The 16,738-nt window shown below is 65.8% G+C and carries 17 protein-coding genes and 1 tRNA gene; 5 read left to right on the top strand and 13 right to left on the bottom strand.

The window, feature by feature from the left end:
* Nucleotides 1-85: 85 nt before the first annotated feature.
* From MF609_RS09415 to MF609_RS09395, 5 genes are all read right to left on the bottom strand, one after another.
* Nucleotides 86-529 (bottom strand): GNAT family acetyltransferase, encoded by a 444-nt coding sequence (locus tag MF609_RS09415; protein ID WP_242416062.1) that lies wholly within the window; start codon nucleotides 527-529, stop codon nucleotides 86-88.
* Entirely contained in the window at nucleotides 499-1,383 is an 885-nt protein-coding gene (locus MF609_RS09410) for a hypothetical protein (RefSeq protein WP_242416061.1), read from the bottom strand. Before MF609_RS09410 ends, MF609_RS09415 begins: the two co-directional genes overlap by 31 nt.
* 74 nt (nucleotides 1,384-1,457) lie before the next feature.
* Entirely contained in the window at nucleotides 1,458-2,087 is a 630-nt protein-coding gene (locus MF609_RS09405) for a hypothetical protein (protein WP_242416060.1), read from the bottom strand.
* 73 nt (nucleotides 2,088-2,160) lie between these two features.
* Complete coding sequence (locus MF609_RS09400; RefSeq protein ID WP_242416059.1) at nucleotides 2,161-2,445, bottom strand: hypothetical protein; 285 nt, start codon at nucleotides 2,443-2,445, stop codon at nucleotides 2,161-2,163.
* Between the two features lie 115 nt (nucleotides 2,446-2,560).
* Nucleotides 2,561-3,301 (bottom strand): Bax inhibitor-1/YccA family protein, encoded by a 741-nt coding sequence (locus MF609_RS09395; RefSeq protein ID WP_242416058.1) that lies wholly within the window; start codon nucleotides 3,299-3,301, stop codon nucleotides 2,561-2,563.
* A 117-nt stretch (nucleotides 3,302-3,418) separates the two neighbouring features.
* Here MF609_RS09395 and thpR point away from each other — a divergent pair, with 117 nt between their 5' ends.
* From thpR to MF609_RS09375, 4 genes are all read left to right on the top strand, one after another.
* Nucleotides 3,419-3,952 (top strand): RNA 2',3'-cyclic phosphodiesterase, encoded by a 534-nt coding sequence (gene thpR, locus MF609_RS09390; RefSeq protein ID WP_242416057.1) that lies wholly within the window; start codon nucleotides 3,419-3,421, stop codon nucleotides 3,950-3,952.
* Nucleotides 3,953-4,058: 106 nt separating this feature from the next.
* Entirely contained in the window at nucleotides 4,059-4,391 is a 333-nt protein-coding gene (locus MF609_RS09385; protein ID WP_242416056.1) for a glycine zipper 2TM domain-containing protein, read from the top strand.
* A 78-nt stretch (nucleotides 4,392-4,469) separates the two neighbouring features.
* Nucleotides 4,470-4,895, top strand: a complete 426-nt coding sequence (locus MF609_RS09380) for an OsmC family protein (RefSeq protein ID WP_242416055.1) — start codon at nucleotides 4,470-4,472, stop codon at nucleotides 4,893-4,895.
* A 152-nt stretch (nucleotides 4,896-5,047) separates the two neighbouring features.
* Nucleotides 5,048-6,223, top strand: a complete 1,176-nt coding sequence (locus tag MF609_RS09375) for a glycosyltransferase (RefSeq protein ID WP_242416054.1) — start codon at nucleotides 5,048-5,050, stop codon at nucleotides 6,221-6,223.
* 211 nt (nucleotides 6,224-6,434) lie between these two features.
* On the opposite strand, the gene MF609_RS09370 is transcribed toward MF609_RS09375, so the two are convergent.
* The 4 genes from MF609_RS09370 to yajC are packed head-to-tail and all read right to left on the bottom strand — an operon-like array spanning nucleotide 6,435 to nucleotide 9,708.
* Nucleotides 6,435-6,800: an MTH938/NDUFAF3 family protein gene (locus MF609_RS09370; RefSeq protein ID WP_242416053.1), complete on the bottom strand. Its 366-nt coding sequence runs from the start codon at nucleotides 6,798-6,800 to the stop codon at nucleotides 6,435-6,437.
* Nucleotides 6,797-7,759 (bottom strand): protein translocase subunit SecF, encoded by a 963-nt coding sequence (gene secF / locus MF609_RS09365; protein ID WP_242416052.1) that lies wholly within the window; start codon nucleotides 7,757-7,759, stop codon nucleotides 6,797-6,799. Before secF ends, MF609_RS09370 begins: the two co-directional genes overlap by 4 nt.
* A 12-nt stretch (nucleotides 7,760-7,771) precedes the next feature.
* Nucleotides 7,772-9,364 (bottom strand): protein translocase subunit SecD, encoded by a 1,593-nt coding sequence (secD, locus tag MF609_RS09360; protein WP_242416051.1) that lies wholly within the window; start codon nucleotides 9,362-9,364, stop codon nucleotides 7,772-7,774.
* Complete coding sequence (gene yajC, locus MF609_RS09355; RefSeq protein ID WP_242416050.1) at nucleotides 9,364-9,708, bottom strand: preprotein translocase subunit YajC; 345 nt, start codon at nucleotides 9,706-9,708, stop codon at nucleotides 9,364-9,366. Before yajC ends, secD begins: the two co-directional genes overlap by 1 nt.
* A 160-nt stretch (nucleotides 9,709-9,868) precedes the next feature.
* On the opposite strand from yajC, the gene MF609_RS09350 reads away from it, so the two are divergent.
* Nucleotides 9,869-9,945, top strand: a tRNA-Pro gene (locus tag MF609_RS09350).
* A 239-nt stretch (nucleotides 9,946-10,184) separates the two neighbouring features.
* On the opposite strand, the gene MF609_RS09345 is transcribed toward MF609_RS09350, so the two are convergent.
* The 4 genes from MF609_RS09345 to MF609_RS09330 all read right to left on the bottom strand — a co-directional run bounded on the left by MF609_RS09345 (nucleotide 10,185) and on the right by MF609_RS09330 (nucleotide 16,686).
* Nucleotides 10,185-11,201 carry an AAA family ATPase gene (locus MF609_RS09345; protein ID WP_242416049.1) on the bottom strand — a complete coding sequence of 339 codons (1,017 nt, stop codon included), beginning with the start codon at nucleotides 11,199-11,201 and terminating at the stop codon, nucleotides 10,185-10,187.
* Nucleotides 11,202-11,271: 70 nt separating this feature from the next.
* Nucleotides 11,272-11,946 (bottom strand): response regulator transcription factor, encoded by a 675-nt coding sequence (locus MF609_RS09340; RefSeq protein ID WP_242416048.1) that lies wholly within the window; start codon nucleotides 11,944-11,946, stop codon nucleotides 11,272-11,274.
* Between the two features lie 71 nt (nucleotides 11,947-12,017).
* The gene (locus MF609_RS09335) at nucleotides 12,018-15,074 is read right to left on the bottom strand and encodes a TonB-dependent receptor domain-containing protein (RefSeq protein ID WP_242416047.1); all 3,057 of its coding nucleotides are present in this window, start codon (nucleotides 15,072-15,074) and stop codon (nucleotides 12,018-12,020) included.
* A gap of 244 nt (nucleotides 15,075-15,318) precedes the next feature.
* Nucleotides 15,319-16,686: a sensor histidine kinase gene (locus MF609_RS09330; protein WP_242416046.1), complete on the bottom strand. Its 1,368-nt coding sequence runs from the start codon at nucleotides 16,684-16,686 to the stop codon at nucleotides 15,319-15,321.
* Nucleotides 16,687-16,738 lie beyond the last annotated feature (52 nt).

Genomic DNA, 16,738 nt, shown 5'->3' with positions numbered 1-16,738 from the left:
GAAACGGTCCCCAATTGGTATCGGGGTGCCGCTACGCCGGCTTTATCGCTTTTGCAAGTGACTATCAGTAACGTGAATGTTGCGATTACGTCGCAATGTCGAGAAACCGGCCGAGAACAACGACCTCCTGTCGTCCTAGCCCCAGCCGGTGATAGAAGCGGATCGCAGCGTCATTATCCGTTCGGACCATCAGTTGCAGCTTGGGCACCGACCGGTCGCGCAACCAGTGCTCGGCGGCGGCGAACAGCGCTGTGCCGATGCCCTGCCCCTGCAGATCCGGCCGGACGGCGAGATAGTAGAGCCAGCCGCGATGGCCATCATGGCCGACCATGACGCTGCCGACCGGCACGGCGGCGCGCCGGGCGACGAGAATGGTCGAGCCGGCACCGGCAAGGGCACGCGCAAAATCGGCGTCGGGGTCGTTCCACGGCCGGGTCAGGCCGCAGGCGTGCCACAGCGCGACGACCGCCGCCGCATCCGCCGACGTCGCGTCGGCGATCACCGGGCGATACAGGTGCTGCCGGCCCATAGCGCGGTCACCGCATCCTTCGCATCGTACAGCCCCGACAGGCCGCCGCTGGTGAATTCGCGACCGAGGCTGGTTTCCTCCACCGGGGCGTCGATCACACCATCGACATCGGCCTTTTTCGATCCGATCCCGACCCCGGCCATTGTCGTCAGCCCGCGCCCGCGTGCCGACCAGCCGACGAAGCGCCCGTCCTGGAAATAGACCGCGACCCGCGGATAGGTGGCGATGTCGAGCGGCCCTTCGCCGCATTCGGCGTTGCGCGAACGCTGGGGCAAGGCCTGGGTCGCGGCCTCGACCACGCGCAGCACGACCTCCGCCGGCGTGCCGAACGCCAAGGTCCGGCTGCTGGCTCCGGCCACCGTCTGCAACCCGTCTGGTGCAAGGTTGAGCGCGATCGCGTTGCGCGCGGCCGCTTCCGCCCCCGCAGGCGCATCGCAACGGACGAGGCGGACGGGACCGTCGACACCGGTCAGTTCCAGACTGCCGCCGCTGCCCAGCGCCAGGCGGTAGCGGCGCTGTTCGGTGATGCCGCTGCGGTCGCCGATCACGTCGACATCGACCGCGCCGGCATCGGCGGCGGTGATCGCACGGGTCGGCAGGTCACGGTCGCCCATGCGTACCGCGTTCGCGGCGATGACGACGCGACCGGTCCCGGCCGGGTTGGCCGCACAGGCCGTGCCGTCGCTGTCCCAGCTACCGACGAAGCGGGTCGGGATCGTTACCAGCGCTTCCGGCGTCGGCGTGGGCGCCGGCAGGACCGACTCTTCCTGGGTCATATTCGCGGGTGCCGGTGTCTCATCCGCCTGTCCGCACCCGGCCAGCAGCGCCAGTGCGCCGATCGTCCAACGCCGCATCCCGTTTCTCCCGCTAGAACTTCGGCGGCACGACTGCCGCAATCGCGACTTGGTGGGAAGAGGCAACGCGCCGGTCAGTGCGGCGCGGTCGCCGCATTGCCGACCGGCGTGTCGTCATTCGCGGCGGCCGGCGGCGGCAAGGTTGCGAAATAGGTCTTGGCCGGCAGTTCGATCACCGTCACCCGTCCGGCATTGGCATGTTCGACCGACTGGATGAAGGAGCGCGGCTTCTTCATCAGTTTCCTGTCCTCGACCACACTCAGCCCCGAACGGCGCGCCGCTTCGGCGACGAAGTGGACGCAGTTGCGCCGGTTGAGATTATAGTGCGAATCGCCGTTCGCGCCCCATTCTTCGATCAATGCCCGGACCGACGCATATTGCGCATCGCTCAGCACGACCGAGAAATGCGCGTTGCTCTTCGCGATATAGGATGGCTTGGGCCGATCGATCATCCCGCCGACCGATCCCATCAACAGTGCCGGCGTGATCGCCTTCGCCGTGAAGCCGTAGCTTTCGTTGATCGCCGGGCCGCCGGCATCGGGCGCGCCGGAAAAGGTGAAGAAGGCATGCGGGAAATTCTGGCCGAACTCCTGCGACCAGAAGGTGATGGTCACCGCCGCCTGTGCTGGTACGACGCTGCCCAGTGCCAGCAGCAACAGCGCGAGCGCGCGCAGGATCGGGCGGAGCAGGCGGTCGGTCGTCATGCTTCCCACATACCCAGCGCGGCGCGCCGGGACCACCCGACGCGCCGCGCAAAACCGTACAGATGGCGAAGGATCAGCCGTTCGTGCCCTGCCCGGTCCGCTTCGCTTCCTGTTCGGCGTCATATCCCGACGACGGTGCCGGACCGTCACTGCCGGGCTGCGTCGCCGAAATCGGGTCGGATGCGTCCATCGATTCGTCCAGTCCGCGATCGAGCCGCGCATCGGCGTCCGCCAGATCACCGGTCACCGCTCCGGCATCGCCCTGTGCCGGGGTCTTGGCTTCGCTCTCGTTGCCGTTCGGAGCCACCGACAGCGAATCCAGCGCCTTGTCGTCGATACCGTTGGTTTCGTTGGTCATATTCCCTCACTCCTTCCCAACCCAAACGAAACGACCGCGCCGCGCGTTCCGCCCAAACGAAAAGGCCCGGCAGTCGCCTGCCGGGCCTTCCTGGTCAGCTTGATGAACCGTCGGATCAGTCGCGGTTGCCGAGGAACGACAGCAGGAACTGGAACATGTTCACGAAGTCGAGATAGAGCGACAGCGCGCCGAGGATGACGGCCTTGCCCGCGAAATCGGTGCCGGCGACCTGGAAATACATCGCCTTGATCCGCTGCGTGTCATAGGCGGTCAGGCCGGCGAACAGCAGCACACCGATCGCGCTGATGACGAGGCTAAACATGCCCGACTGGAAGAACAGGTTCAGCAGCGACGCGACGATCAGGCCGACCAGACCCATGATCAGGAACGTGCCGAAGCCGGTCAGGTCACGCTTGGTCGTGTAGCCATAGAGGCTGAGCGCCAGGAACGCGGTCGCGGTCGAGAAGAAGGTCAGTGCGATCGACGCGCCGGTATAGCGCAGGAAGATCGTCGACATCGACAGACCCATCACCGCCGCAAAGGCCCAGAACAGCCCCTGTGCCGCGCCGGTCGACAGACGGTTGATGCCGAAGCTCATGACCATCACGAAGATCAGGGGCGAGAACATGATGAGGTATTTCAGCGCGCCGGGCTGGTAGAACACCTGTGCGGCCGGCGAAGCGTCGCCGCCCCACGAGAACAACAGCGCGACGATGCCGGTCAACAGCACGCCCGAAGCCATGTAGTTGTACACCGAGAGCATATAGGACCGCAGCCCCGCATCCCGCGCCATGTCGGTCGTGCGATTGCGCGTGATCGGTGCGGCCGTCGTCCGGGGATCGGACCAGTTCGCCATTGTAAACTCCTCTTCCCGGCACACATGCCGGATGTTCGAAATATCGTCCGCACGGGGTGCGATTTCAAGGCAAACGCGGGTAGCAACATTTTGTTACGCTACCGGGAGGATCGACGCATGCACCGCCTGTTCATCGCCCTGCGCCCGCCGCCAGCCATGCGTCGGAAATTGCTGGACATCATGGACGGCGTCGACGGGGCGCGGTGGCAGGATGACGAACAGCTGCACCTTACCATCCGCTATGTCGGCGCGGTCGAGCGGCCCATCGCCGAAGATATCGCCGTCGCGTTGCAGGCGGTGCATGCCCCTGCCCTCGACCTCGCGCTGGCCGGCGTAGGGCGGTTCGATACCGGGTCGCGTGGCCGCGCATTGTGGGCCGGGGTGACGCCGCACGACGCGGTCGCGGCGCTGCATCGGAAGGTCGATCATGCGCTGGTCCGTGCCGGGCTTCCCCCCGAAGGCCGCGCGTTCCTGCCGCACATCACCCTTGCCCGACTCAAGCGGTCGTCGGGGCCGGTCGAGAGCTTCCTTGCCGCGCACGCCGCGCTGACGTCAGCGGCGATGCGGTTCGACCATCTGGTCCTGTACGAAAGCCATCTCGGCCCGGACGGCGCATGGTATGAACCGGTCGCACGCTACACGCTCGCCTGAACGGCGTCCCGAACCTGAACGAATGCCTGTCGTTTCGTTCATGAAACCGTCATGGCGGGGATGCGTTAAGGGGCCACATCAGGATTACGGACGAAAGGAACATTCCATGCGCAATATCATGATGGCGCTGGCCGCCGCCTCGCTGCTGGCCCCGGTCGGACCGACCTTCTCGAAGCACGGCATTTCGGTCGGCAAGACCGAAGCCGAAGCGCAGCGTCGCTACAAGTATCGCGAATGGCGCGGTCGGGATGGCCGTCGTTACTGCCGCAAGGAAAACGGCACCACCGGCCTGGTCGTCGGCGGCGTCGCCGGTGCGCTGGTCGGCCGCACGATCGACACGCGTGGCGACCGCACGCTCGGCACGCTGCTGGGCGCCGGTGCGGGCGCGCTGGCCGGTCGCGAGATCGAGCGCAGCGGCAGCCGTGGCCGTTGCCGTTGAACCATATACGGTTTGACGAATTCTGAGGGGCGGGTCCGGCGACGGGCCCGCCCCTTCTTCATTCGCAAAGGTTTCGCCATGATCCGCAGTGCATCCGCCCGTTACGAAGGCCTCGGCAAGGACGGCAAGGGCCATGTATCGACCCAGTCGGGCGTGCTGTCCGAACAGCAATATGGCTTCAACACCCGGTTCGAGGATGGCAAGGGCACCAATCCCGAGGAACTCATCGCCGCCGCCCATGCCAGCTGCTTCACCATGGCGCTGAGCTTTGCGCTGGCCGGCGCCGGTTTCAGCGACGGTACGCTGGAGACGACGGCCAAGGTGACGCTCGACAAGGATGGCGACGGGTTCAAGGTGACGAAGTCGGCCCTGACGCTGACCGCCAATGTCCCCGGCATCGATCAGGCGAAGTTCGAGGAAATCGCGGCGGGTGCCAAGGCCGGCTGCCCGATTTCCAAGCTGCTGAATGCAGAGATTACGCTGGAGCATACGCTGACAGTCTAAGGCGATTCGTATCCCCGCGCAGGCGGGATTCCAGGGTTACCGGACGCGACGGTTACGTTGCTGGCTCTGGATCCCCGCCTGCGCGGGGATACGTCGGAGCGCTTACGTCTTTTCGCGAAGCCTTCACCCTTTCGCGCTACACCGGTCCCACGATGTTGCGCGTCCTGACCCTCGCCACCCTGTTCCCCGATGCCGTGCGGCCCAATTTCGGCGTGTTCGTCGAACGCCAGACGCTGGGGCTGGCCGCGCTGGACGATGTCGAGGTGCGGGTGGTCGCACCACTGGGTATCCCGCCCTTCCCGCTGTCGCTGCACCCCGGCTATCGCACGCTGTCCGGTCTGCCGCAGCAGGAGGTTTGGAAGGGCCTTGCGGTCGACCGACCACGATTCCTGAACCTGCCCGCGACCCAGGGACGCTTCCACGTCGCGGCACTGGTCCGGCGACTGGTTCCGCACCTGACCCGGCTGCGCGCGCGCTTCGCGTTCGACGTGATCGATGCGGAGTTCTTCTTTCCCGACGGCCCGGCCGCGATCGAACTGGGCAAACGATTGGGCGTACCGGTATCGATCAAGGCGCGCGGGGCAGACATTCATCATTGGGGCTATGCGCCCGCCACCGCCCGACAGGTTCGCGCCGCCGGCAACGCCGCCGACGGATTGCTGGCGGTATCGCAGTCGATGGCCGACGATATCGCCGCGGCCGGAATCGATCGGCCGGTCCGTGTCCATCGCACCGGCATCGATCGCACCCGCTTCGGCGGTATCGATCGCGCCACCGCCCGGCAACGGCTCGGGATCACCGGCCCACTGGTCGTGTCGCTGGGCGCGTTGATCCCGCGCAAGGGGCATCGGATCGTGCTGGACGCGGTGGCGGCGCTACCGGGGGTCGGGCTGTGGATCGTCGGCGGCGGGCCGGATCACGCCGCGCTGGAGGCGCGGATCGCGGAGCTGGGCTTGGGCGACCGGGTGAAGCTCACCGGACCGATAGCGCATGGTGACCTGCCCGATCTGCTGGCGGCGGCAGACGTCATGGCGCTGGCGTCGTCGTCGGAAGGGTTGGCGAACGCCTGGGTCGAGGCGCTGGCCAGTGGCACGCCGATCGTGATTCCCGATGCGGGTGCCGCGCGGGAGGTCGTGACGCTACCGGCGGCCGGCCGAATCGTGGCGCGTGAAGCGAGCACCTTCGCGCAAGGGATCGCGGCTGTCCTGTCGCAGACGGTCGACCCGTCAGCGACGAAGGACGTGGTCGATGCGTTCAGCTGGGAACGCAATGCGGTGGAGTTGCGCGAGCATTTACGGGGGCTGGTCGCGGCTCGGCGGTCAGTTTAACCGGCCCCGTTCGCTCGCCAATCAACAGCATCTGCCCCTTCGTCACCCCGGGCTTGACCCGGGGTCCCGCTTTTTTGCGGCGCCAAGAAGAAGAATAAGAAGCGGGACCCCGGATCAAGTCCGGGGTGACGGTTGTGGTTGACGGGCGCACCGATCCATCAGCTTGCGTGCGACCGGGCTGCCGGACTGCCGCGGCTCCCTATCGCCACCCTCAAAGCGGATAGAAGGCCGCCGCGATCTGCCGGCCTTCGTCGCGGAGCACGCCCCACGCGCGTGCCGCCGCGCGGCTGTCCATCGCCTCGATCCCCAAGCCAAGCGCGTCGAGCTGGCGGACCAGCGCGCGCGGCGGCTGACGTAGCGTCGCGCCGGTGCCGAGCAGCAGGAACTCCGGCTGCATCGCGAGCACCGATGCCAGCGCGTCGGCGTCAAGGTCCTCGAACGCCGGCGGCTCCCACAGATCGGCGCGCTGCGGGGTCATCAGCAGCGCGGGATAGATACCGTCGTCGACCCGGAACCCGGCGGCGGTCAGCCCGGAGACGACCGGGCCGTCGCCCTTGCGGACCCGGTCGATCTTCACCGCGACGCCTTGCCCGGTGCGATGTCCTTGACCGTGCCCTCACCCACCGGCGCACCGGGCTTCAGCCCCAGCGTGATGAGCAGCGACGACGACACATAGATCGACGAATAGGTACCGACGATCACGCCCAGAATCATCGCGGCGGTGAAGCCGCGCAGCACATGGCCGCCGAACACGATCAGCGCGGTCAGCGCGAGCAGGATGGTCAGCGAGGTCATGACGGTTCGCGGCAGCGTTTCGTTGACCGACAGATCGATCAGCTCGCGCATCTCCATCTTGCGGAACTTGCGCATATTCTCGCGGATACGATCGTCGATCACCATCTTGTCGTTGATCGAATAGCCGATGATGGTCAGCACGGCGGCAACGATGGTCAGGTCGAACGCGAACTGGTCGCGGAACAGCGCGAAGAAACCGAGCGTCATCAGCACGTCGTGGACGATCGCGACCGCCGTCGACACGCCGAACTGCCATTCGTAGCGGAACCACGAAAAGATCGCGATGCCGACGATCGCCAGGACGACCGCGAGGATACCGTTCGTCACCAGCTCGCCGGACACCTTGCCCGACACGGTCGAATAGTTGCTGAAGGTCGCACCCGGAAATTCGGTCGACAGGGCGGTCTTCACCCGTTCGACCAGTCGGTCGGTCGCGCCTGAATCCCCCTCTGGCACCGGCAGGCGGATCGACACGACATTCGGGTCGCCGAACTGCTGGATCGCGGGTTCGCCCACTCCCAGCCGCTCGATCGTTGCCCGCACCTTGTCGATGGCGGGCGGCGAGGCGAATTTTTCCTCGATCGCGACACCGCCCATGAAGTCGACGCCGAAGTTGAGGCCCCGCACGAACACCAGCCCGACCGCCAGGATGCTGAGGATCAGCGTCACGGTGAACGCGATCTTGCGCACCGCGACGAAGCGGATGTTGGTGTTGTCGGGAACCAGCTTGATGAGACGCATGACGGCTGGGCCTTAAATGGTGATGTCGGTCGGACGGTGGCGGCGCATCCATCCGGCGACCAGCATCCGCGTGAAGGTGACGGCGGTGAACACCGAGCTGGCGATGCCGAGCAGCAGCACGACCGCGAAGCCGCGGATCGGACCGGAGCCGAGGATCAGCATGATCCCGCCGGCGATAGCGTGGGTCACGTTCGCCTCGAAGATCGTGCGGCTGGCTTCCTTGTAGCCCAGTTCCAGCGATTGCAGCACGCTGCGCCCGCGTCGCCGCTCTTCGCGGATGCGTTCGTTGATGAGGACGTTCGCATCGACCGCCGTACCGATGGTCAGCACGAAGCCGGCGATGCCGGGCAGCGTCAGCGTGGCGTTCAGGAACGCCATCACCGCGATGATCATCAGGATGTTCAGCACGACCGCGATGGTCGAATAGATGCCGAACCGGCCATAGGTCATTACCATGAAGACGATGACGGCGATGGTCGCGATGATCGCGGCGGTCACGCCCGCCTTGATCGAATCGGCACCCAGTTCGGGGCTGACGGTGCTTTCCTGCACGACGGTCAGGTCGACCGGCAGCTTGCCCGAGCGCAGCGCGATCGAGAGCTGGTTAGCCGAATCGACGGTGAAGCCGCCGCTGATCGTGGCGCTGCCACCCAGGATCGGTTCGTTGATGTTCGGCGCGGAAATGACCGAATTGTCGACGATGATCGCGAACGGCTTGCCGGTGTTTTCCTGCGTCACCTTCGCGAAGCGGCGACCGCCCTCCGCATTGAAGTTGATCGTGACATTGGGCTGGCCGTTCTGGTCATAGGTCTGGCGCGCATCGGCCAGCTGGTCGCCCGAGATGATCGTGGTGCGCTTGACCGCGATGCCGCCGCCCTGCGCCGGATAGGGCAGGATCTGGCTGCCCGCCGGGGCCTGTCCACGCGCGACGGCGGCGGGATCGGCGGTCAGGTCGACGAGCTTGAATTCCAGCCGTGCCGTCTTGCCGAGCAGGTCCTTCAGCGCCTTCGGATCGGAAAGGCCGGGCACCTGCACGACGATGCGGTTGCTGCCCTGCTGGATGATGGTCGGTTCGCGGGTGCCCAGTTCGTCGATGCGGCGGCGCACGACCTCGGTCGCGTCCTTCATCGCATTTTCGACGGCGAACTTCAGGCCCGCCTGGGTCGGGGTCAGCACGAAGCGCGTGGTGTCGCGCACCTCAATGTCCCATTCGCGCTGGCCGGTCATCCCCGCCCCGCCGCCGGTCAGGCCCAGCAGCTTTTCACGCGCGGCATCGACCTGCGCCGCGTCGCGGACCATGAAGCTGATCTGCCCGCCGCGCGTCGAAATGTCGCCGACCGCGACGCGCGGGTTGCGGCGCATTTCGGTCGCGATCATCTCGCGCATCGCTTCGACCCGCGTCGCGGCGACGTCCTGCGTCTGCGCTTCCAGCAGGATGTAGCTGCCGCCGGCCAGATCGAGACCGAAGTTGATCGTCGGCGTCGGCACCCAGCCGGGCAGCTTCGCGCGCGTCGCTTCGGGCAGCAGGCTCGGCACCGCGAACAGCGCCAACAGGATCACGGATGCCCAGATGGCGATCCGTTTCCAGCGGGGAAAGTCGAGCATCAGTCGTTCGCGGGCTTGGCGCCGGCGGGCGGCGTGACTTCGGCGATGGTCGCCTTCACCACGCGGACGCGGGTGTTCGCGGCGATCTCGACCTCGACGAACGCGTCCTCGACCTTGGTCACGCGACCGATGATGCCGCCGGCGGTGACGACCTGATCGCCGCGCTTCACGGCGGCAATCGAGGCCTGCAGCGTCTTCATCCGCTTCGACTGCGGACGGATCAGCAGGAAGTAGAAGGCGACGAAGATCAGCAGCAGCGGCGCGATGCCGACGAGCGTGCCGAGGAAACCACCCGATGCCGCGGGGGCGGCAGCGGTCTGGGCGAAGGCGGAAGGTACGAGCATTGCTGGCCTGAATGTCCGAGATAGCGGACGCCGCGGACACGGCATCCTGATTAACTGCGGGCAGCTATCATCTGCACGGGTCCCACGCAACATTTGCCCGTGCCGACGCTTCGGGCTTGCATGGCGCGCAAAGCCGCCCTAAAGGCACGCCCTCTCTGATCGGGGCGTAGCGCAGCCTGGTAGCGCATCACACTGGGGGTGTGGGGGTCGCAGGTTCGAATCCTGTCGCCCCGACCAGAGAGATTGGCGATTTCGATATCGCCCGCAGCCGGCCCGTAGAGGCCGAGCGATACCCCCGATATCATCCTGGCCCGACGCAGCACGCGAATCGCCGGCCGAACGAGCACACCGCTCCGCCAAGGGCGCGCGCCCTCGACATTACGGACCGGCACCTTGCAGCGCAGGTTTAGGCTGTTCTCACCACCGAAAATCAGGGCGCGGACCGATCGACGATCACGACCGGGACCGCCGGTCGATCAAGCCGGTATTACCGGTCGCGATACCGTTCGCAGTATGTCGTCGATCAGCTGTTCGGTCCCGTCGCCGCGCGCCATCGCCTGATAATTGACGAGGACCCTGTGGCGCAGCACCGGGCGGGCGATCGCGGCGATGTCGTCGCAACTGACGGCGAAGCGGTTGTCGAGCAGGCACTGCACCTTGGCCGCGAGGATCAGCCCCTGCACGCCACGCGGCGATGCGCCGAGCGCGACGCCGTGCGTCACCGATTCCGGCGCATAGGCACTCCCCGGCTGCGTCGCCATGACGAGGCGGATGGCATAGCTCTTCGCAACCTGCGGCACCGGCACCTGCCGGACGACGTCGCGAAGCGCACACAGCGCAGCGGCGTCGGTGACCGGATCGATCGCCACCGGGTCGCCGCCGGTCGTCCGGTCGATGATGGCGTGATATTCGGCCTCGGTTGGATAGCCCACCAGCAGCTTGAAGAGAAAGCGGTCGAGCTGCGCCTCGGGCAGCGGATAGGTACCTTCCTGATCGACCGGGTTCTGCGTCGCCATGACGCAGAACGGCTCGGGCATCCGGATCGTGCGGCGCCCGACGGTCACCTGCCGCTCCTGCATGACCTCGAGCAGGGCCGACTGCGTCTTAGGCGTCGCGCGGTTGATCTCGTCCGCCAGCACCAGATTGGCGACGATCGGCCCCTGCTCGAACGTCAGTTCGTGCCCGCCGCCATCGGTCTCGGTCAGCATGGTCGTGCCGATAATGTCGGCCGGCATCATGTCAGGGGTGAACTGGATACGCGAGAACGGCAGGGCGACCGCGCGGCTGATCGAATTGACCAGCATCGTCTTGCCCAGCCCAGGCACCCCTTCGAGCAGGACGTGCCCCCCGGCCATCAGCGCGGTCAGCACGCCATCGATGACGTCCTCCTGCCCGACCATCATCCGCCGTACCTGATCGCGGATCGCGCGGAAGGTGGTCCGAAAGGCTTCGGCCCGTTCACGCGCCAACGGGGCCTGATCGATCATCTGCATGGATTAGCGGCCTTGGAAAAAGGGAAGACGCGCCGGTCGTGCCACGCCCGGCTTGCAGGGGCCTTGCACGTCAGCCGCCCTTGGTCAGTTGATAGCCGACACCGCGCACCGACAGGATCTTCACCGCTTCGGTCTTGGTCGCCAGCACCTTGCGCAGGCGCGAGATGATCGATTCGAGCGAGTTGCCGTTGACGAACTTGTCATAGCCATAGACCCGCGTCTCCAGCGCCTCGCGCCGGACCAGCGCGCCGTCGCGCGCCATCAGCGCGGCCAGCACCAGCGCCTCGGTCCGGCGCAGCGACATCGGCGCGTCGTTGACGAAGAAGCCGCCCCCTTCGACATCGTGCAGGATCGGGCCGAACCGGCGCGTCTCGCGCGTCTTGCGCAGATCGTGGCGCAATGCGGCGCGGATGCGGGCGACCAGTTCGCGCGGCTCGAACGGCTTGGCGATATAGTCGTGGGCGCCCAGTTCTAGCCCGGTGACCTTGTCGTCGATCCCGGCCAGCGCCGACAGCAGCAGAAAACGCTGCGGCCGGCGCTGCGCCGTGGCATAGCCGATCAGGGACACGCCATCGCCATCGGGCAGCAGCCGGTCGAGCAGCACCAGGTCGAATTCGTTGCCGAGCAGCGCGTCCTGCGCGATCGCGAGCGTTTCCGCCCGGTCGACGACAAAGCCCTGTCGTTCCAGATAGGCGGTCAGCGTTTCGGCGACGTCGCCATCGTCCTCGACAAAAAGCAGTCGCATCCCGGCAGCCTACAGACGCTGGCCAGCGAAGGCGAGGTCGGCAACGTGCCGCAGCGGTTGCCGACCCGGCATCAGAAGTTCGCCCGCGCCGTCAGGACGACGCTTCGCCCTTCGATATTGTAGCGCGCCGTGTCGTAGGGAAGCGAATCGACGACGGTGAACGGCGCATCGGCCTTCAGGATGTTGCGTCCGGCCAGTTGCAGGTTGAGCCGGTCCGACACTACCCACGACACCGACAGGTCGACCGTCGTCAGCGGCTTTACCCGGGTGATGAGTTCCGGGTTCCGCTGCTGTCCGGCCGCGAAGAACGACATATAGTCGTTCAGATAGCTGGGCGTGTGATAAACGAACAGGTTCGTGCTGACCTTGTCGATGTTCCACTGCAGCGAGCCGACGACCTTGTACCTGTCGACGCCGAGGATACGGCCGCGCTGATCGATCTTCTGATCCTCACGCAACGCGATGGTTTCGGCGACCATGTTGTCGACATAGACGATCTTGGGCTGGAACGACCCGACGTCGGTATTGAACAGGTAGCTCGCCTCGTAGGTCATCGATTCATAGTTCGACCCGATGATGTTGTAGCGGACGAAGTTGAACTGCGTGACCTTGCCGTTTGCCGCACGCGGATAGAAGAGCGGCATCTTCAGAATTTCGACCTGCGGCAGGAAGGTCCCCAGATCCTGGATCGTTCCGAACTGATCGCGGATGCGATTGCGATTATAGGTCACCGCGACGTTCAGGCCCGACAGCGCGCCGCTGGGCAGCCACGATATGCTGTAGATTTGCTGCCGCGACCGTTCCGGGCGCAGATCGGGGTTCGCGGCGTTCACCTGCGGAACGGCATAGGACCGCCCGTTGGAGAAGCGCAGGCAATCGGTGGTGCATTTATAATAGGGGTCGTCGGTGATCGTGGTCTGCGTGATCCGCCCGCCATTGACCGAATAGAGCTGGGTGGGCGGCGGTGCCTTGAACCCGCGGGTGAACTTGGCGCGCACGTCGATCGTGTTCGTCGGCGACCACAGCAGGCCCCATGCCGGGGTCGTTCGGCTGAATTCGTTCTTGCCATAGATGATCTGCCCCCCGTTATCGACGGGGACGTTGTTCACGGTGCCGATCGCGCCATTGCTGCTGGTGATGTCGCGGCGCAGCGCCATGTTGAAGATCAACCGCTTGGCCAGTGGCAGGTCGTAACCGCGTCCCAGGATGGGCAGGTTCACCTCGGCAAAGGCCGCGCGCCGTTCGGTGACCGGATCGGGTCCGGCAAGGTTGCTGACGGCGGTATTCTTCAGCCCGTTGCGCGAATATTCGGCACCGGCGGCATAGGTGACCGTCCCGCCCGGCAACGCGAGCAGCTGGCCGGTCAGCCGTGCCTCGATATTGTCCAGCTTGCTGCCGAGATCGTCGACGACATAGGGATAGAGGAACGTGCGGATGTCCGCCCCGCCCCCGGTCGCGCCCCGCCGCCACGGATTGAACGCCACGTTCGGATCGGTGCTGGTCAGCGCCCGGCACTGACGATCGAACGCCGCCTGATAGGCGTCGCGCTGGTTCGCCGGAATCCGGTTGTTCGCCAGCAGGAAGCTGTAGCAGGAATAACCGGTGGGTGACTTGGCATCGGTGCTGAAGCCGACGATCGATCCGATCTCGTCGCCCGACCCCTGCGTCGAGCTTTCGGATTTGGTATAGACCAGCTGGAGCTTGGCCGCCTTGCCGAAATCATAGCTGATGCCGCCATTGACGTTCCAGCTGGCCGAGGTGTTGGCGATTTCGGCCGGGACCAGCGATCCGTCTTCGATTTCGCTCTTCGGGAAGTAGTTTACCTGACTGGCCCACGAGAAGGAACTGAGACCGAAGGCGGCGAAGGGGTTGTAGTATTGGCCGGGGGCCAAGCTGACACTAAGCCCGCGGAACAGCCCGCTCGCCTGCGTATTCTTCGACCGCGAATACAGGCCGGTCGCAAAGATGCTGAGCCGGTCGGTGATCTTCTGATCGAAGGTCAGCGTACCGCTCACCGTACGCGTGCGGGGACCGGCGAATTCGGGGACGAAATCGCGGCTGGAATTCAATCCGACCTGGATCAGGTCGGATCGTTTCGGTGCGCCCGTGAAGCCGGCCGGCACGGTAAGCCCGGTCTGCGGCGAAACCTGCTGACCGGTACGCGGGTCGAACACGGCGGGCTGAATGGCCGTGCCCGGTTCGGTCCCCGAGGAAAAGCTCCGCTTGTCATAGTTGCTGTCACCGCCGAACCGGGGCGCGTAGTTGTTGGTGACATAGCCGGTCCTGGCGTTGACGACCGGTTCGATCGCACCGAACTCGACGCTTGCCGACAGGTTGCCGCTGCCCCATCCCCGCCCGGTGTACACGCTGATCCGGGTATCGCGGGCACCCGAACTGGTTTCCTTGCGCGACGCCGAAATGGTCGTGCCGACGTAATTCTTCTTCAGGATGAAGTTGATGACGCCGCCCATCGCATCGGCACCATAGATTGCCGACTGGCCGCCATTGCTGATCTCGACCCGTTCGATCGCCGTCAGCGGAATGCCGTTCAGGTTGACGAAACCCTGCTCGATCCCGGCCGCCCCCGCGATGCGGCGACCATTGACCAGCACCAGCGTATTGCCCGCGCCCACCCCGCCCAGATTGGCGGCGGACACGCCCAGCGCGCCGACCGGCGACACCACCGGCCGTCCGCTCATGCTGGTCAACTGCCCGCGCGAACGATCATTGGTGACCGCCCCGATGGTCGCCACGTTCTGCGGCAGGGTACGGATCAGTTCCTCGACGGTGGTGACGCCGCGGTCGCGGATTTCCTTGGCATCGATGACGGTCAGGCGCTGGGTCTTGTCACCGTCGCGCAGGCGGCTGCCGGTGACGAGGATATCGTCGCTGCCCTTGGTCTGTACGATCACCGGGGTTTCGAAACGGCGCAGTTCGTTGGTCGCGCCCGGCTGTTCGGTCGCGGCGGCCTGCGCCTCGGCATTGCGGCGCGCCTCTTCCTCGTCGGCGGCGTCGCTGTTCTGCGGAACCGGAACCACTCCCTTCAGGCTTTCCGCCTGATTGGACGACGGCGCCGATGCCGATGTCTGCGCGACGGCCACCCCGCCCGTGGCCAGATAGGCAACCACCGAACACGCGTGCAACAAACCCCATTTCTGCATGACCGTACCCCCCGAGATACCGGACCGATCGCGCCGAAGGACGGTTTCGCGGTTCTTCCGCTGAAATGCCTGCGCTCGTCGATCCTGATGCAGCGAACCTGCGCGCCCTGCCTTGCACCAACCTTGCACCCGGGGATTTGTTTATGTCGCTATCGGGTGCAAGTGCGAAACGGAATGGCGATTGGTCCGGTCATCGCAGGCCGGATGATGCTCAAATGCGAAAGGCAATCGTGAAAACCGCGCCGCCGCTGTGCGCGTTGCAGGCGCGAACGGTTCCGCCATGCAGGCGGACGATCGCCGCCACGATCGCCAGGCCCAAACCATAGCCGCGCCGGCTGGCGACCGGACGGACAAAGGGTTCGAACAGGGTGTCGGGATCGACCAGGCCGATGCCGTGCCCATGATCGCGCACGATCACCTGCCCTCGCGCATCCACGCTCACCTCGACCGCGGTGCCCGCCGGCGCGAAGGACACCGCATTGTCGATCAGGTTCGCGATCGCCGATTCCACCAACGTCGCGTCACCGGGAATTTCCAGCGTTTCGACCGCGTGTTCGAACGCCAGCGTGACGCCAGCCCCTTCGGCGACAGGCGACCGGCCTCTCAACACCTTGCGCGCCGATGCGACCAGATCGACGAAGCCGGTCACGTCGCGACGATTTTCGATGCTCATCAAGGTCAGCAGCTGATCGACGAGCCGGGTCAGGCGACGGACATCGCCGATCAGCTTTTCCTTCAGCTGCCCCTCCTCCATCAACTCCAGCCGGGTCCGCAGCACGGTCAACGGCGTGCGCATCTCATGCGCGGCGGCGGACAGGAAGAAGGTCGCCTGGCCCTGTGCCGCATTCACCTGCCGAATCAGATCGTTGACCGCGCGGACCAGTGGCAGCATCTCCGTCACCACCCCCTTTTCGGGGAGGCTGGTGTCCAGCCGCTGCGGGTCGATCGACCGCGCGAGCCTGGCGACGCGGCGGATCGACAGCATGTGCAGGGTGAACGTCAGCGCGAAGATCAGGAACACGCCCCCCGCCGCGAGGAGGAAGTTGCCGCTGAACGCCCAGAGCCATTTCAAGCGGATTTCCTGCGGTCTCCGTTCCGGCAGGGGGACCGGGTGGCGCAGCCCGCGATATTCGTAATAGGATAGGGTATCGCACATCCGGAATGTCGCGAAATCCTCGGCCCCATCGTTGCGAACGATCCGTTCGCCCTGACTGCACATCCCGGGATCGCGCATCCGTAGATGTACCTGTTCCAGTGTGGCATAGCCGAACCGGGTGAAATAGGCGGGCGGCGCGTTGCCGAAGGACCGGTCGCCGGCCCGGATATGGTAGCGGAAGCCGGGGTTACGCGCCTCGACCTGACGCAGGAATGGGTCATCCGCGATCGGCGGGGTGGCGGCGGGATCGTCCCGGGTGGCGAGGATGAAGTTGTTCAACGTGCGACGGAGCTGTTCCCGCGTCGCGTCGAGGGGGGCCGGACGCTGCCCCTCGGGTGGAATGTCGCCGAGCGGGCGGACGACGAAGGTATAAGCGCCCCAGCCGAGGAAGATCGCGGTCAGCACCACCATCTGCGCGAACATCGACTGTCGCCATGCCAATATCCGCCCCAGCACTACGCATTCCCCCGTACCG

It is taken from the genome of Sphingomonas panni, assembly GCF_022664435.1.
GTDB lineage: Bacteria > Pseudomonadota > Alphaproteobacteria > Sphingomonadales > Sphingomonadaceae > Sphingomonas > Sphingomonas panni.
This window is presented reverse-complemented; position numbering and strand designations above follow the sequence as displayed.

Coding starts and splice junctions, on each gene's coding strand:
- MF609_RS09410 (WP_242416061.1), bottom strand. CDS start 1,383: ATGCGGCGTTGGACGATCGGCGCACTGGCGCTGCTGGCCGGGTGCGGA.
- yajC (WP_242416050.1), bottom strand. CDS start 9,708: ATGCTCGTACCTTCCGCCTTCGCCCAGACCGCTGCCGCCCCCGCGGCA.
- secF (WP_242416052.1), bottom strand. CDS start 7,759: ATGCGTCTCATCAAGCTGGTTCCCGACAACACCAACATCCGCTTCGTC.
- MF609_RS09405 (WP_242416060.1), bottom strand. CDS start 2,087: ATGACGACCGACCGCCTGCTCCGCCCGATCCTGCGCGCGCTCGCGCTG.
- MF609_RS09415 (WP_242416062.1), bottom strand. CDS start 529: ATGGGCCGGCAGCACCTGTATCGCCCGGTGATCGCCGACGCGACGTCG.
- secD (WP_242416051.1), bottom strand. CDS start 9,364: ATGCTCGACTTTCCCCGCTGGAAACGGATCGCCATCTGGGCATCCGTG.
- MF609_RS09340 (WP_242416048.1), bottom strand. CDS start 11,946: ATGCGACTGCTTTTTGTCGAGGACGATGGCGACGTCGCCGAAACGCTG.
- MF609_RS09375 (WP_242416054.1), top strand. CDS start 5,048: ATGTTGCGCGTCCTGACCCTCGCCACCCTGTTCCCCGATGCCGTGCGG.
- thpR (WP_242416057.1), top strand. CDS start 3,419: ATGCACCGCCTGTTCATCGCCCTGCGCCCGCCGCCAGCCATGCGTCGG.
- MF609_RS09330 (WP_242416046.1), bottom strand. CDS start 16,686: ATGTTCGCGCAGATGGTGGTGCTGACCGCGATCTTCCTCGGCTGGGGC.
- MF609_RS09395 (WP_242416058.1), bottom strand. CDS start 3,301: ATGGCGAACTGGTCCGATCCCCGGACGACGGCCGCACCGATCACGCGC.
- MF609_RS09400 (WP_242416059.1), bottom strand. CDS start 2,445: ATGACCAACGAAACCAACGGTATCGACGACAAGGCGCTGGATTCGCTG.
- MF609_RS09380 (WP_242416055.1), top strand. CDS start 4,470: ATGATCCGCAGTGCATCCGCCCGTTACGAAGGCCTCGGCAAGGACGGC.
- MF609_RS09345 (WP_242416049.1), bottom strand. CDS start 11,201: ATGCAGATGATCGATCAGGCCCCGTTGGCGCGTGAACGGGCCGAAGCC.
- MF609_RS09385 (WP_242416056.1), top strand. CDS start 4,059: ATGCGCAATATCATGATGGCGCTGGCCGCCGCCTCGCTGCTGGCCCCG.